Source organism: Bacillus cereus group sp. BfR-BA-01492 (assembly GCF_022662815.1).
GTDB lineage: Bacteria > Bacillota > Bacilli > Bacillales > Bacillaceae_G > Bacillus_A > Bacillus_A cereus_BD.
In genome coordinates this window covers 65,987-81,491 of sequence record NZ_JAKUEH010000010.1, presented here as the reverse complement: position 1 = coordinate 81,491, position 15,505 = coordinate 65,987, and the positions used below count along the sequence as shown (strand labels likewise).

Sequence of the window (15,505 nt, the reverse complement as noted above, 5' to 3'; positions counted from 1 at the left end):
TTGCTTATATGAAACAAATATGGCGTATTTATACGACAGATGTACGGAATGTAGCTAAACATTGGGCTGCGATTGTTATTGTACTAGGATTAATGATTTTGCCATCGTTATATGCATGGTTTAACATTAAAGCTTCTTGGGATCCATACGGGAATACAAAAGAAGTGCCAATTGCAGTTTCTAACCAAGATGCTGGTTCGAATATAAGGGGGAAAGATATTAACATCGGGGACGAAATTGTCAATTCGCTCAAGAAAAACAAAAATCTAGGTTGGAAGTTTGTTGATGAGAAACAAGCAATTTACGGAGTTGAACATGGAGATTACTATGCAAGTATTACAATTCCAAAAGATTTCTCTGAAAAAATTGCGACGGTTATTAGTGATAATCCGCAAAAGCCAGAACTAGATTATTTCGTAAACGAAAAAGTAAATGCGATTGCACCGAAAATTACAGCAAAAGGTGCATCAGGTATTACAGAAGAAATTAGTAAGAACTTTGTTAAAACAGCAAATGGAGAGATTTTTAAAATTTTCAATAGCCTTGGAATCGATTTAGAAACAAACTTGCCAAGTATTGAAAAAGTAAAAGATCTTGTATTTAAATTAGAAGCGCAGTTCCCAGAAATGAATAAACTTGTGGACACAGCACTAGATGATGCAACTAGGGCGCAAGATATTGTAAAAGTAGCGCAAGAGGATTTGCCAGTTGTACAGAGTGTCATTAATGATGGACAGGAAACTTTGAACAACTTAGATAAATTCTTTGCACGAAATGATGAGACATTACAGAATGCACCAGGAGCAATAAAGAGAGATTTAACGGCTCTAAAAAGCGGAATGGATGGTGCAGCGGCTATAACAGATTTCTTAATGGGACCTGGAGCGAATTTGAATATTCCTGATATTTCTCAGTTACCTACGCTTCCGGACCTTCCAAAAATGAATGATGAAGGTTACAAAAATATAGCAAGAAACATTAATCAAACAGTGAATAGTGTTTTAAACTCAGCACGTACAGGTACTGCATATGCACAAAGTGTGATGGATGGGTTACAAAATGGAAGTATTGATCCTGAAATAGCAAAGAAAAATATCACTACTATTTCTAATAATCTCCAAACTCATATAGACAATCTTTCTTCAATCATTACGATGATGTCTACACTTCAGCAGAATGCAACAACTGATTTTGGTAAGAAGTTTTTCGGTGATAGAGTAGCACATTTAACAGCTATTCGAGAAGGACAGCAAGATTTGAACAATCGATTTAAACGTCTTAATGATTTAATTAGTTCAGGTCAAGAAGTAAAACAAGATGTGAGAGACGCAATTAATCAAAAATTAGATGCAACAAACACTTTAATTAATCAAGCGGAAAAAGATTATAATGAAACGTTTGTAGCGGATTATAAAAAAGCAGTCAGTACTTTTGAGCAGACTAGTGATAAAGTGAATGAAGAGTATGATAAGGTAAGGCAGCAATATGAACAAAAAAAAGCAGAGGCTCAAAAAGCAAAAGAAGATTTTGAAAATAAAGGGATCAATGGATTAAATTCAACAAAAGTAGCTTTAAATAGTTTAAATAGTCAATTCCAAGCAGCTTCAAATATGATTACTGATATGATACCTGTCTTAGAGAGTGCGAATAAAGTTTTTGCTGATGTCAATAAGGATAAAAACTTTAATGATCAAATTGCGAAGCTGAAAAAAGCACAAAGTCTTCTACAAAAGGGTATAAAATTAACCGATAAAGGAATTGACGCGATTAATAAAGGGCAACAACCTGCGAAAGATGTTATTGAAAGTATTAATGAAGTATCAAAAAATACTTCAGCACAATTAGGTGATATTTTAGCAAAGTACGATTCCGAAATCGTTCCAAACTTCAATGCAGCAATTGCACGTACAAAAGAGATGTCAAAAAATACATCTAAAATTTTAAGTGATGCGAATAAAAAGCTTCCAGATGTGAAGAAGCTGCTAGAAGACTCCTCAAAAGGATTGGTAGAAGGCACAAAGAAATTGAAAGATATTAAAGCAGAGATGCCAGCTACTCAGCAAAAAATAAAGGAACTAGCAGATAAAATTCGTCAGTTTGAATCGGAAGAGGATATAAAAGATATTATTCGTTTATTGAAAAATGATGTTGAAAAGCAAAGTGATTTCTTTGCAAATCCTGTGAAATTAAAAGAAAATAAATTATTTGCAATGCCAAACTATGGCTCAGCAATGTCACCGTTCTATACAGTGCTTGCATTATGGGTAGGGGCATTGTTAATGGTTTCATTATTAACAGTAGAAGTGCATGAACCGGGGGCGGAATATAAGAGTCATGAAATTTATTTTGGACGCTTCTTAACGTTCTTAACGATAGGGCTTGCACAAGCGTTTATCGTATCGATGGGAGATATGTTCTTACTTGGTACGTACGTAGTTGATAAATTCTGGTTTGTGGTATTCAGTTTATTTAGTAGTGCAGTCTTTGTTTGCATCGTATACTCTCTCGTTTCTGTTTTCGGAAACGTTGGGAAATCCATGGCAATCATTTTACTCGTACTACAAGTAGCTGGATCGGGAGGAACGTTCCCAATTCAAATGTTACCGAAATTCTTCCAAGCAATGTATCCATTCTTGCCGTTCACATATGCGATTAGTGCAATTCGTGAAACAGTAGGTGGAATGCTTTGGGATATTGTCATTAGAGATTTACTTGTATTAAGTGTGTTCGTTGTAATCATGTTAATTCTTGCATTATTACTGAAAACACCAATTAATAAATCGAGTGAAAAGTTTGTTGAGAATGCAAAAGGAAGTAAAATTATTCACTAATCATAAAGGTTTCTACCGAATTTGGTAGGAACCTTTTGTTTTATCAATATGGCGTTTTAGAAATGAATCCGATTTTTGAAGGAATCGAAAAATGTATAGCAGGTTTAAATTTTTTTGTTGAGTGTTTTTTCGATTATCCCGCTATTTTAGGGCAGTAAGACTCCCGCCTCAAGATTCAGAGAGAAGCAAGGAAGATAGATGGGAGTAGGGCTGCCCGTAACAGCCCGATTGGTGTGGGCTCATAATCAGTGGGGGATGGAGAAAATCCCACTGATTAAAGTTTCACTTTATCACAGGGCAATATTGAGACTATGTTCCAGCGCGGTGTTGTAAATAAGGTTGGAAATCAAACGATTAGAAATATTTTTCTGGATAATGCTACTGCATACTATAAGTTCAGTCCCCATATCCTTTTGCTAAATTGATTTTCACTGTTTCACCTGAATATAAAAAAATTGTCCATCAAAACTTTAGATGGACAATTTTTTTCATTTAATCAAATTTTAATTTCTTTAATGCCTCTGCTAATGCATTATTTAATGGTTCTTCTTCTTTCTGCTGCTGTTTCATATATTTTTGAACGAAACGTTTATCTGCTTTGTTACCAGACTCTTTTTTGCGACGTTCTTGGAAGGTAGACAGCTTCTCACGATAGCCACATTTACATGCAAAGATTTGACCTGCACCTTCCCCACGTAATTCTAATTTCTTTTTACATTGCGGACAACGAGCGTTTGTTGTGCGAGATACATTTTTACGATGGCCACATTCACGATCTTGGCATACGAGCATTTTTCCTTTTTTGCCGTTTACTTCTAGCATTGGTTTACCGCAGTCTGGACAAGACTTCGTTGAAATGTTGTCATGTTTATATTTTTTATCACTTGATTTAATTTCAGAAACAATTTCTTTCGTATAGTTCTTCATTTCTGAAATGAATACTTCTTTTTTTAGTTTACCTTTTGCGATAGCCTCAAGTTTTTGTTCCCATTCACCAGTTAGTGTCGGCGATTTTAACTCTTCTGGTACTAAATCAAGTAACTGACGTCCTTTTGATGTAATATGAATATCTTTGCCACGCTTTTCAATTAAGAATGAATTGAAGAGCTTGTCGATAATATCAGCTCGTGTCGCTACTGTGCCTAATCCACCAGTCGATTTTAACGTATCAGCAAGTTGTTTATTTTGCGTATCCATATATTTTGTAGGATTCTCCATTGCTGAAAGTAACGTTGCTTCGTTAAATCGTGCAGGTGGCTTTGTTTGACCTGATGTTTGCATAATTAGTTTTATATTCAATGTATCGCCTTTTTCAATGCGAGGTAAAATTTGTTCTTTTACGTCATCAGTTACATCATCGTCTTCGAAACGGTTTTCGTATACTTCTTTCCAACCAGCATGTAAAATCGTTTTTCCGCGTGCAATGAACGTTTCATTCCCAACTTTTGTGCGTAATGTTAGTTGCTCGTATTCAAATGCTGGGAATAAAACAGCTAAGAAACGTTTTACAACTAAATCATAAATTTTACGTTCTTTATCAGTGAAAGCAGAGAAATTAACATATCCTTCTGTTGGAATAATTGCGTGATGATCACTTACTTTACTATTATCAACAAATGATTTATTAGATTTTATCGGCTTATTTAAAATCTTATGTGCTAAAGAGCGATATTCTCCTACACCGCATGCTTTTAGGCGCTCTGGAAGTGTTCCAACGATATCTGAGGAGATATAACGTGAATCTGTACGTGGATACGTTAGCACTTTATGCTGTTCATATAATTTTTGCATAATGTTTAATGTTTCTTTCGCAGAGTAACCAAATTTTTTATTTGCATCACGCTGTAGTTCAGTTAAATCATAAAGGCCAGGAGAGAATGATTTCTTCTGTTTTTTATCAATTTCCACAACAGTAGCATTTTGTTTATCCAGATTTTTTACGATACCATCCATTTTTTCTTTATTAAAACTACGACTATTCCCTTTTGCATCTTGCCAAGTTAGTTTTAATTTATTCGTTGTGTGAGCTTCAATACCGTAGTATGTTTGAGCTTTAAAGTTTTTGATTTCATCTTCACGACTAGCAATAATAGCTACAGTTGGTGTTTGTACACGCCCACAATTTAATTGAGCATTGAATTTTGTTGTTAATGCACGAGTAGCATTTAAGCCAATATACCAATCTGCTTCAGAACGAGCAACGGCTGAGGCGTATAAATTATCATAAGCTTTACCTGGTTTTAAATTGTTAAAACCATCTTTAATTGCTTTGTCTGTTACAGAAGAAATCCATAAACGTTTAATTGGTTTCTTTACTCTTGCTTTTTCAATGATCCAACGGGCAACTAATTCTCCCTCTCTTCCTGCATCAGTAGCCACAATCACCTCATGAACATCATTTCGACTAAGTTGATGTTTCACAGCATGAAACTGTTTTCCCGTTTGTTTTATAACAACTAATTTCATACGTTCTGGAAGCATTGGAAGATCTTCAAGATTCCATGTTTTATACTTATTATCATAAGCCTCAGGGTCTGCAAGCGTCACTAAGTGTCCAAGAGCCCAAGTCACGATATATTTGTCACCTTCTAAAAACCCATTTCCTTTTTTCGTGCACTTTAATACTTTTGCGATATCACGTGCAACTGATGGTTTCTCAGCAATTACTACACTCTTTGCCATGTATTCAAACTCCTTTACTAACTATATACCGTTTAATATACCACAGTTTTCAAGAAGAACAGTAAGAAACACCTTCTATTTACTAGTCATAATGGACAGAGCTGATTTAAGAATTTCTACTTCTTGTCTTCATTTCTTATTTTCTCTATAAACCTTATGAAACTGCTTTGGAGTAATTACCACGTGCTGTTTTGAATACAACTTCATCTATTTATCCCGCTATTTTCCCGCTTCAAGAATCGGGGGGAGTAGGACTGCCCGTAACAGCCTGATTAGTAGGGATAATCGGTAGAGTATAGAGGGGATTTCTATTGCTTACAACCTCACTGTATCATAAGTTATGCGTTGACATCGCGAATGAAATTCATTATCATTAAGAGAAGGTTACCATAACATTGCCGAAATGTCAGATAAATCCGATTTATACATATAAAAAAGAGGTTGGATTATGATGAACAATTCGTGGCAAGAAACGAAAAGGTTGCTGAAATTATGATTTCTATCATTCTATAAATAGGTGAGGGGGATAAAATGATAGGATTATAATCTGTTTGAAATCAAGTGATGGCGACAGAACATAATCTGTACCATGAAGACATTATGAAAAAAAGATATTTATTTGTCATGCTGATTGTTTTATCGGTTGCATCTATTTTTATTGGTGTAAAAGATGTGAGTCTAACAGATGTTTTGCATTGGAATCAAGAGAAAATGCAAATTGTATTTATTAGTAGATTACCACGTCTCATTAGTATTATTGTTGCTGGTGTCAGTTTAAGTATAAGTGGTTTAATTATGCAGCAACTGAGCAGAAATAAATTTGTATCTCCAACAACTGCGGGAACAATGGATAGTGCAAAGTTGGGCGTTTTAGTTTCGTTAATGCTTTTTACGACAGCAAGCCCGCTTGAAAAAATGTTTATCGCATTTATTTTTGCGTTAGTTGGTACATTTTTGTTTATGCAAATTTTAAAGCGAATTAAGTTTAAGGATGCTATTTTTATTCCGCTTGTTGGAATTATGTTTGGGAACATTATTAGTTCCATTACAACATTCTTTGCTTATAAATATGATTTAATTCAAAATATTAATTCGTGGCTACAAGGCGACTTTTCAATGATTATGAAGGGGAGATATGAGATTTTATATTTCAGTATTCCGCTTGTAATCATCGCCTTTTTATATGCAAATCGTTTTACCGTTGCTGGAATGGGAGAAGATTTTGCAGCGAATTTAGGAATGAATTACAATCGGGTGCTAAATATTGGGCTTATTATCGTTTCTCTCATCTCTGCACTAGTGGTTTTAACTGTTGGGATGATTCCATTTTTAGGACTTATTATTCCAAATATCGTTTCAATTTATCGCGGAGATCATTTGAAAAATAGTTTACCTCATACTGCCTTGTTAGGAGCTGTTTTTGTACTAGCTTGCGATATACTTGGTAGGGTCGTAATTTATCCGTATGAAATTTCGATTGGTCTTACAGTAGGAGTAATCGGAAGCGGAATCTTCCTTTATTTATTAATGAGGAGAAACGCATATGCAGCATAGAAAACAAAAGAATTATAAGTTGATGTTGGCAGTACTTGCCGTTGTATCTGTAATAGCCATTGGAATCTTTTTATTCATTAACTTAAATATGAACACACTAGATTATGCGTTACCAAGACGAGCGAAGAAATTGTTAGCGATGATCATAACAGGTGGAGCTATTGCGTTTTCATCAATGATCTTCCAAACAATTAGTAATAACCGTATTTTAACACCGAGTGTGATTGGGTTAGACTCGCTTTACATGTTTATTCAAACTTTTGTTGTGTTTTTATTTGGGTCACAGCATTTTGCGATGATGAATACAAATGTGAACTTTCTTATATCAGTTAGTTTAATGGTGATTTTTTCACTGTTTCTCTATAAATTTTTATTTAAAAGAGAAGGAAATAATATTTATTTCTTACTCTTAATCGGATTAATATTCGGGACATTCTTTCAAAGTTTGTCTTCTTTTATGCAAGTGCTTATTGATCCGAATGAATTTCAAATTGTGCAAGGAAAAATGTTTGCAAGTGTTAACAACGTGAAAACAGAGTTACTTGCAGTATCCGTTATTGGGATTATAGTAGTGGTTGCTTACGTATATAAAGAATTGAAACTATTAGACGTATTATCACTTGGAAGAGAAGAAGCAATTAACTTAGGAGTAGATTATGACAAAGTCGTAAAAAAACTTTTAATTGTTATCGCAATTTTAGTTTCTATTTCTACAGCGCTAGTTGGTCCCATTACATTTTTAGGATTACTTGTAGTAAACGTTGCGCGTGAATTCTTGTACACATATAAACACAAATATTTAATTATGGGTTCTATCTTTATTAGTATTATCGCTCTAGTAGGTGGACAATTGATCGTTGAAAGAGTATTTGAATTTAATACAACTTTAAGCGTCATTGTAAACTTTGTTGGGGGCGTATACTTCATTTATCTTCTATTGAAGGAGAGTAAATCATGGTAGAAGTAAGAAATATATCAAAACAATATGGAAACAAAAACGTTGTTGAAGATGTTTCGATTAAAATTGCAAAAGGAAAAATCACGTCTTTCATCGGTCCAAATGGAGCGGGAAAAAGTACAGTGCTTTCCATGATTAGCAGATTATTAAAAAAAGATGCTGGTGAAATTTATATAGAGAATAAAGAGATTAGTGAGTGGAATAGCAATGACCTTGCGAAAAAAATCTCTATTTTAAAGCAAACGAATCATATTAATTTGCGCCTCACGATTCGCGAATTAGTAAGCTTTGGTAGATTCCCATATTCACAAGGAAACTTGACAAAGGAAGATGAGAAACATATTGAGGAAGCAATTCGTTATATGGAGCTTGAGGATATTCAGCATAAATATTTAGACCAGCTAAGTGGTGGGCAAAGACAACGGGCGTATATCGCTATGGTGATTGCTCAAAATACGGAATATATTTTGCTAGACGAGCCACTTAACAATTTAGATATGAAGCATTCTGTACAAATTATGAAAGTACTGAGACGCTTAGTTGAAGAACTAGGGAAAACAGTTGTAATTGTAATTCATGATATTAATTTTGCTTCTTGTTATTCCGATCGTATTGTTGCTTTGAAAGATGGAAAGGTCATGAAAGAAGGGCCAACAAATGAAATTATTAATCCAGCAGTTTTAAAGGGGATTTATGATATGGATATCCACATTGAAGAAATAGCTGGAAATAATATTTGTATTTATTTTTCATAAGAGGAAGTTATTTTTGATTGTGCAAATGCACGATCAGTTAAAATAATTTTAAAAATTTTATAGAGGTGATTGAAATGAAAAAGTTAGCAATGCTACTATTAACTTTCATGCTTGCTATTATGGCTGTAGCATGTAGCAATAATGCTTCTACTGATAAAAAGACAGAAGCTAGTGAAAGTAAAGCGAAAGAAATGACAATCAAGCATAAGTTAGGGGAAACAAAAGTTAAAACAAACCCGAAAAAAGTTGTAGTATTTGACTTTGGTTCATTAGACACTTTAGATAAATTAGGCGTTGATGTGGCTGGTGTACCACAGAAAAATATCCCATCATATCTTTCAAAATATAAAGATAAAAAATATACAAATGTTGGTGGCTTAAAAGAGCCAGATTTCGAAAAAATTAACGAAATGAATCCAGATTTAATTATCATTTCTGGAAGACAAGCTGATTCATACAAAGAATTTGAAAAAATTGCTCCAACAATTTATGTAGAGTTAAATGCAAAAGAGTACATGAAATCATTTAAAGAAAATGTTGAAACATTAGCAAAAATCTTCGGTAAAGAAGAACAAGCGAAAAAAGAAATTGCAGCAGTTGAAAAAGACGTAGCAGCATTAAATGAAAAAGCTAAGAAGAGCGATAAAAAAGGTTTAGTCATTTTAGCGAATGATGGTCAAGTAAGTGCATATGGCCCACAATCTCGCTTCGGTATTATCCATGATGTATTTGGTGTAACTCCTGTTGACCCAAATATTAAAGCTGATACACATGGTAATAAAATTTCATTCGAATATATTTTAGAGAAAAACCCAGATTACTTATTTGTAGTAGATAGAGGTGCTGCTGTTGGCGGCAAATCTTCTGCAAAACAAGTAGTGGAAAACGAAATCGTTAGTAAAACAAATGCTGTGAAAGATGGCAATGTAGTTTATTTAGATCCAAACTACTGGTACCTATCTGGTGGCGGACTTGAGTCTGTATCAGAAATGGTAAAAGAAGTATCTAAAGCTTTAAAATAATAGAATGAAAAACAGCGATAGGCTGCGCTCCTATCGCTGTTTTTCTATACATAACGCTTCGGTATAAAGCAATACAAAGACGAATGCTCTCTTTTTAATTCACTTTTCATATAGAAAGGAAAGAACTTGTTATTTTACTAGAATAAGAGTAGACTTTGAAGTAGATGAATAAGAAAACACATGGGAGTTTGCGGATGCAGACTGAGAGTACGACTAATCTGTCGTTGACCATTAGAACCTGTTGGATAATGCCAGCGTAGGGAGAGTGTAAAACACATGTTCAGGCACTTTGCATACGCGAAGTGTCTTTTTGTGTATCTCCCATTATGAAACGAGGAGGAGATGAAACGATGAATATAACAGAAATTGCTAAAGTGGTGGAACAAGTAAGAGAAACGAATCCACTCGTGCATAATATTACAAATGTAGTTGTAACGAACTTTACAGCAAATGGCTTGCTAGCGTTAGGAGCATCACCTGTCATGGCATATGCAAAAGAAGAAGTAGCAGAGATGGCTAGCATTGCAGGGGCGCTCGTTTTAAATATGGGTACGCTCCGGCCAAATGAAGTTGAAGCAATGCTCATTGCTGGAAAAGCAGCAAATCAACAGCATGTCCCAGTATTATTTGATCCAGTTGGGGCCGGAGCAACTTTGTATCGAACAGAAGTGGCAAGACATATACCAAATGAAATAAAGTTAGCAATGATCCGCGGAAATGCAGCGGAAATTGCGAATGTTATTCATGAAAAATGGGAAATTAAAGGTGTGGATGCTGGAACTGGAGATGGTGATTCTGTAGCAATTGCAACAAAAGCAGCGAACAAACTAGATACAGTCGCAGTAATTACAGGAAAAGAAGATATTGTCACAGATGGTAAGCGAACGGTTATAATTCGTAACGGTCATCCAATTTTAACAAAGGTGACAGGAACAGGTTGTTTATTAACTTCAGTAATGGGAGCATTTGCAGCAGTTGAACAAGATTATGTAAAATCAGCGGTTGCTGCGTTAACGTTTTATGGAGTAGCAGCGGAGATTGCTGCGAGTAAAACAGTAGATCAAGGGCCAGGCAGTTTCCAAATAGAATTCTTAAATCAATTAGCAAATGTTACCGTAAGCGATATTGAACAATATGGAAAAATGGAAGAAGTTCGTTAGGGAGATGAGAGAGATGGCGCGCACTGAAACAGAAAAGATGTCTCAGTTATTGCAAGTATATTTTATTATGGGGAGCAATAACTGTCACAAAGATCCATTACAAGTAATGAAAGAAGCACTAGATGGTGGCATTACCCTTTTTCAATTTCGGGAAAAAGGAAAAGGAGCTCTAACTGGAGAAAAAAGAATCCAATTTGCAAAACAGTTACAAGCGCTATGTAAGGAGTATCGTGTTCCTTTTATTGTGAATGATGATGTGGATTTAGCGCTCAAGCTGGATGCAGACGGTGTTCATGTCGGCCAAGATGATGAAGGAATTGAAGTTGTCCGTGAAAAAATGGGCGATAAAATTGTTGGAGTGTCTGCTCATACAATAGAAGAAGCGCATTTTGCCATTGCAAATGGTGCGGATTATTTAGGAGTAGGCCCTATTTTTCCAACAAACACAAAAAAAGATACAAAAGCAGTTCAAGGATTAAATGGATTACGTTATTTTCGAGAAAAAGGTATTCATATACCGATAGTTGGAATCGGTGGAATTACAATCGAAAATGCTTCTTCTGTAATAGAAGCAGGGGCAGATGGTGTTTCGGTTATTTCAGCTATTAGTTTGGCGAGTTCAGCCTTTGACAGTGCGAAAGCATTCGTACATCAAGTGAAGAAGTAAAGATGGGGGTTGAACGGTTGTTTTCTCATCTTATATGAGAAAACGATGGAGTTAATGGATGTATTTAAAACATATAATATTGAGTGCAAATGTATTGTAAGAGAAGGATTAGGGCACTTTTTTCCAGATGATTTTCCAAAGTTATTAGCAGAGGTAAGTCAATATATATTGGAGCCTAGTATAGAGTAGAAGAGTTTAGTTAGAGGGTTGTATAAAACAAAGGTACTCGTTTAAACAAACGTTTGATTAAATGGAAAAAAGCGCATGACTTATAGAATAAGTGATGCGCTTTTTTGTTAAAACATAATCGAAATAAGTAACATTCCGATACCGATAGAAGCAAAGGTTGCGATGAGACCAGGAATCATAAAACTATGATTTAGTACATATTTACCAATACGTGTTGTGCCTGTACGGTCAAAGTTAATTGCAGCAACGATTGTTCCGTAGTTTGGAATGAAGAAGTAACCATTTACTGCAGGGAACATTGCAATAAGAAGTGCTGGTGAAATACCAAGCGATAAGCCAAGTGGCATAAGAGCACGTACAGTAGCTGCTTGGCTATACAATAAGATAGATAGAACAAATAGTGCAATAGCGAATAACCATGGTGCACTTGTTACTAAATGTTGAATAGATCCTTGAATGAAAGGTAAGTTACCATTAAAGAACGTGTCGCCCATCCAAGCGATACCAAAAATAGCAACAACAGCTGTAGCACCAGCTTTGAAAACGTTACCAGATACAATACTTTCCACATTTGGTTTACATAAAATAATAATAAGAGCGGCAATTGTTAGCATAACCATTTCAATTGCATTTGGCATCGATAGGTGAACGAATTTTCCATCGATTGTCCAGCCTGGTCGCAGTGCTTCAAATGAACCAAGGAGAACAACGAAAACAGTTGCGAATAAGAAAAGGATAACAGATAATTTTGCTCCTTTTGTACCGACGAACTCTTTCTTTTCTTCTAATTGTGGAATCATACCTTCTTTTAATCGCTTTAAATATTCAGGGTCATCTTTTAACTCTTTTCCCATTTTACTTGCAACGAAAGCTGCTAGCATACAAGCAATAAAAGTAGATGGAATACTTACTTTTAAAATATCAAATAACGTAATTTTATAATCAGCTAGCATTGCTAGAAGTGCAACAGTTGCTGCTGAAATAGGACTAGCTGTAATGGCTTGTTGGGAAGCAATTACAGCGATTGACATTGGACGCTCAGGGCGAACACCTGATTCGCGTGAAACTTCCGCGATAACGGGAAGGACAGAATAGGCAACATGGCCTGTTCCAGCACATAATGTAAATAAATAAGTAACAATAGGTGCAAAAAATGTAATACGCTTTGGATTTTTCCGCAATGCTTTTTCAGCAAGGTGGACAAGGTAGTCCATTCCTCCAGCTGCTTGAAGAGCACCAGCAGCTGTAATGACTGCTAAAATCATTAGCATTACATCGATTGGAGGCGCTGTAGGTTGTAGGTGAAAGACAAATACAAGTATTGCCATACCAACGCCACCCATCACTCCTAAGCCAACTCCACCAAGGCGTGCGCCGATGAAAATACAGAGTAGTAAGGTAAGAAATTGTAACCAAAACATAATAAACTACCTCCGGAAATTTAATGGGTTAATATTTTTGAATAATTTAATTTGAATGAAAAAATCGAAATAATTCAAGAAAACCCCTTATTTCTAAACATTTTTTATTATATAACATATAAAAAGGAACATTCATCCTTTTCGTGAAAGTATTTTGAAAAAATACTATATCACTATTTTTTAATAAGTAGACATTTTGATTATGATGTTGTAACCTGTGAAAGGGAATAGTTAATTCTCATAAAACTCCCATATTATTCAACTCGTTGAGCGAGAAAGGCAAACTTGTGGAAACATAAGGATACAAAACTGTAGGGCCTAAGGTTAAGAGAAGGCTAAGTGAGTCAGTTGCCGAATAGATTAGGGTAGTTTTGACCAATTTTTGACATTGGTCTTTTTTTATTTACGTGTCCTTAAATGAGAAATAATATCAATTTAGGGACTGGAATATTATATTATTTAACTATATAAAAAATAAGGAGGAAGTACTTTTATGGGGAAATATTGGCATAAGCTATCATTTTTACAGAAAAATGTCTTGTTGACTGTTTTGGTTATTTTTACGCTTGTTGGAAGTATGGCGGTATTAAGTCTTAACATGTTCCAAAATAACATGATGAATTTATTTGAAAAACAGTCAATTGAAACAGGTGATGTTGTATTAAATGAACTAGATCAGAAATTGATTAGAGAGGTTGCAGAAGATCCTACAAGTCAAAGAGTGAAGAAGGAAAGAATTACAGAGCAGCTCGATAAAGCGGCAAAAGATTTGAAAAGTGTTGGGCAAGTATATATTACAGGGGCAAAAACAAATGAAAAAGATGCGCCACAAATTGTCGGATTGAATACTGAATTAGCTAAATCTGTAGCTGTGAAACCAGGTGATTATTACGATATGCCGGCTCATTGGATGAATGCATACCATAGAGTAATGGATACAAAGAAAGCACAAATGACAGAAGTATATGAAGATCAGCTTGGTTCATGGGTAACGATATTAGAGCCGATTATGGATAAAGAAAAAAATATGATTGCAATTGTAGCAGCGGATGTAGATGCGTCGATTGTCCCGAGTACAAAACAAAAATTTATCATACAAGGTTTAATCTTTATGAGTATATCATTAGTGCTTGCTATTGTAATTCAATTCTTTATTGTTCGTAATTCTTTAGCGCCGTTACATGAGTTGCGTGAAGGATTACGAAAAGTAGGAGATGGCGATTTAAATATTCAATTGCGGGAACGATCAGATGACATCGGAATTATTAATGCTTATTTCAACACGACAATACAAAAATTTAAAGCAATTATCGATAAAGTAAAGCAGACAGCAGAACAAGTTTCTTCTTCTTCACAAGAGTTATCGGCAAGTACAGAAGAAAACAATATGGCTGTTCAAGAGATTGCAAGTTCTATAGAAGGATTAAATGAAGGAGCACAGTCTCAAGAGGCTTCCGTACAAAAATGTTTGCATATTGTAAATGAGATGGGCAGTAGCCTTGAGGGAATTACAGGTGCTGCGAAGCATGTTACAAGTGCATCTGAAAGCATGGAGAAACATTCTTTAGAAGGAAATGAAGTTATCTCTCAAATTGTGAAACAAATGAATTTAATTCAAAGTGCGGTTCAAGATTTATCTTCTATTATCTATTCGTTAGAAAATCGTTCAAAACAAATTAGCGATATTGTAACAGTAATTACAGGCATTTCAAATCAGACAAACTTACTTGCTCTAAATGCCTCTATTGAAGCGTCGCGAGCTGGAGAAGCTGGTAGAGGATTTGCAGTTGTAGCAGATGAAGTGCGTAAATTAGCGGAGCAGACAGAGGCATCAGCTAAAGATATTGCCAAATTGATTGGAGAAACACAAGCAGAAACGGAAGAAGCTGTAGTTTCGATGCAAAAAGGTTCAAAAGAAGTTGAATCAGGAATTGAGCTTGTTCATAGTAGCGGTGAGTTCTTTGAAAAAATTTCAAAATCAGCGCAGTCTGTTACAAATCAAGTGAAAGCAGTTTCAGGTACTTCAAGTGATGTTTTACAAAAAAGTCAAGGAATCGTGCAGGTTGTGAATCATTTATCTCATATTGCTAAGACATATGCAGAAAGTAGTAATCACGTAGAAGAAAGCATGAAAGAGCAAGAGATGTCTGTTCAAGAAATTGCTGAGCTAGCAACATCTTTAAGTTGGCTTGCTCAAGAGTTACAAGAATTGATTGGTGAATTTAAAAGCGAATAGAGTATAAACAAGGTGTAGATAGTAAGGGAA

Annotated in this window: 11 protein-coding genes and 2 riboswitches; of the genes, 9 read left to right on the top strand and 2 right to left on the bottom strand. The window is 35.1% G+C overall.

The annotated features are described in order from the left end of the window. Nucleotides 1–8: 8 nt before the first annotated feature. Entirely contained in the window at nt 9–2,831 is a 2,823-nt protein-coding gene (locus MR063_RS13900; protein WP_242198635.1) for a YhgE/Pip domain-containing protein, read from the top strand. A gap of 492 nt (nt 2,832–3,323) precedes the next feature. Here the strand turns inward: MR063_RS13900 and topB are convergent, their stop codons facing one another. Beyond that, nucleotides 3,324–5,513, bottom strand: coding sequence for a DNA topoisomerase III (gene topB, locus MR063_RS13895; protein WP_242198632.1), 2,190 nt, complete (start codon nt 5,511–5,513; stop codon nt 3,324–3,326). Between the two features lie 600 nt (nt 5,514–6,113). Between topB and MR063_RS13890 the strand changes: the two genes are divergently transcribed. The 7 genes from MR063_RS13890 (at nt 6,114) to MR063_RS13860 (ending at nt 11,818) form a co-directional block, all read left to right on the top strand. Next, nucleotides 6,114–7,067 carry an ABC transporter permease gene (locus MR063_RS13890; RefSeq protein WP_242198800.1) on the top strand — a complete coding sequence of 318 codons (954 nt, stop codon included), beginning with the start codon at nt 6,114–6,116 and terminating at the stop codon, nt 7,065–7,067. Continuing rightward, a complete protein-coding gene (locus MR063_RS13885; RefSeq protein ID WP_242198630.1) occupies nt 7,057–8,028 on the top strand; it encodes an iron chelate uptake ABC transporter family permease subunit in 972 nt (323 codons plus the stop codon). The genes MR063_RS13890 and MR063_RS13885 overlap by 11 nt, the downstream gene beginning before the upstream one ends. Then, nucleotides 8,022–8,780, top strand: coding sequence for an iron ABC transporter ATP-binding protein (locus MR063_RS13880; RefSeq protein ID WP_242198628.1), 759 nt, complete (start codon nt 8,022–8,024; stop codon nt 8,778–8,780). The genes MR063_RS13885 and MR063_RS13880 overlap by 7 nt, the downstream gene beginning before the upstream one ends. 74 nt (nt 8,781–8,854) lie before the next feature. Next, the gene (locus tag MR063_RS13875) at nt 8,855–9,802 is read left to right on the top strand and encodes a siderophore ABC transporter substrate-binding protein (protein WP_242198625.1); all 948 of its coding nucleotides are present in this window, start codon (nt 8,855–8,857) and stop codon (nt 9,800–9,802) included. Between the two features lie 170 nt (nt 9,803–9,972). Next, a riboswitch (TPP riboswitch) is annotated at nt 9,973–10,082 on the top strand. A 70-nt stretch (nt 10,083–10,152) separates the two neighbouring features. Further along, the gene (gene thiM / locus MR063_RS13870; protein WP_242198623.1) at nt 10,153–10,962 is read left to right on the top strand and encodes a hydroxyethylthiazole kinase; all 810 of its coding nucleotides are present in this window, start codon (nt 10,153–10,155) and stop codon (nt 10,960–10,962) included. Nucleotides 10,963–10,975: 13 nt separating this feature from the next. After that, entirely contained in the window at nt 10,976–11,629 is a 654-nt protein-coding gene (gene thiE, locus MR063_RS13865; RefSeq protein WP_242198621.1) for a thiamine phosphate synthase, read from the top strand. A gap of 9 nt (nt 11,630–11,638) precedes the next feature. Continuing rightward, entirely contained in the window at nt 11,639–11,818 is a 180-nt protein-coding gene (locus tag MR063_RS13860; RefSeq protein WP_242198618.1) for a hypothetical protein, read from the top strand. A 107-nt stretch (nt 11,819–11,925) separates the two neighbouring features. Here MR063_RS13860 and MR063_RS13855 read toward each other — a convergent pair whose 3' ends face one another. After that, complete coding sequence (locus MR063_RS13855) at nt 11,926–13,239, bottom strand: anaerobic C4-dicarboxylate transporter family protein (RefSeq protein ID WP_242198615.1); 1,314 nt, start codon at nt 13,237–13,239, stop codon at nt 11,926–11,928. A gap of 268 nt (nt 13,240–13,507) precedes the next feature. Further along, a riboswitch (cyclic di-GMP riboswitch) is annotated at nt 13,508–13,595 on the top strand. Nucleotides 13,596–13,732: 137 nt separating this feature from the next. Between MR063_RS13855 and MR063_RS13850 the strand changes: the two genes are divergently transcribed. Beyond that, a complete protein-coding gene (locus tag MR063_RS13850; protein WP_242198613.1) occupies nt 13,733–15,475 on the top strand; it encodes a methyl-accepting chemotaxis protein in 1,743 nt (580 codons plus the stop codon). The last annotated feature ends 30 nt before the right edge of the window (nt 15,476–15,505 follow it).

What these genes read in the sequence shown, in the direction of transcription:
- MR063_RS13875 (WP_242198625.1), top strand. Translation starts at nt 8,855, where the DNA reads ATGAAAAAGTTAGCAATGCTACTATTAACTTTCATGCTTGCTATTATG.
- MR063_RS13880 (WP_242198628.1), top strand. Translation starts at nt 8,022, where the DNA reads ATGGTAGAAGTAAGAAATATATCAAAACAATATGGAAACAAAAACGTT.
- MR063_RS13850 (WP_242198613.1), top strand. Translation starts at nt 13,733, where the DNA reads ATGGGGAAATATTGGCATAAGCTATCATTTTTACAGAAAAATGTCTTG.
- MR063_RS13885 (WP_242198630.1), top strand. Translation starts at nt 7,057, where the DNA reads ATGCAGCATAGAAAACAAAAGAATTATAAGTTGATGTTGGCAGTACTT.
- thiM (WP_242198623.1), top strand. Translation starts at nt 10,153, where the DNA reads ATGAATATAACAGAAATTGCTAAAGTGGTGGAACAAGTAAGAGAAACG.
- thiE (WP_242198621.1), top strand. Translation starts at nt 10,976, where the DNA reads ATGGCGCGCACTGAAACAGAAAAGATGTCTCAGTTATTGCAAGTATAT.
- topB (WP_242198632.1), bottom strand. Translation starts at nt 5,513, where the DNA reads ATGGCAAAGAGTGTAGTAATTGCTGAGAAACCATCAGTTGCACGTGAT.
- MR063_RS13890 (WP_242198800.1), top strand. Translation starts at nt 6,114, where the DNA reads ATGAAAAAAAGATATTTATTTGTCATGCTGATTGTTTTATCGGTTGCA.
- MR063_RS13855 (WP_242198615.1), bottom strand. Translation starts at nt 13,239, where the DNA reads ATGTTTTGGTTACAATTTCTTACCTTACTACTCTGTATTTTCATCGGC.
- MR063_RS13900 (WP_242198635.1), top strand. Translation starts at nt 9, where the DNA reads ATGAAACAAATATGGCGTATTTATACGACAGATGTACGGAATGTAGCT.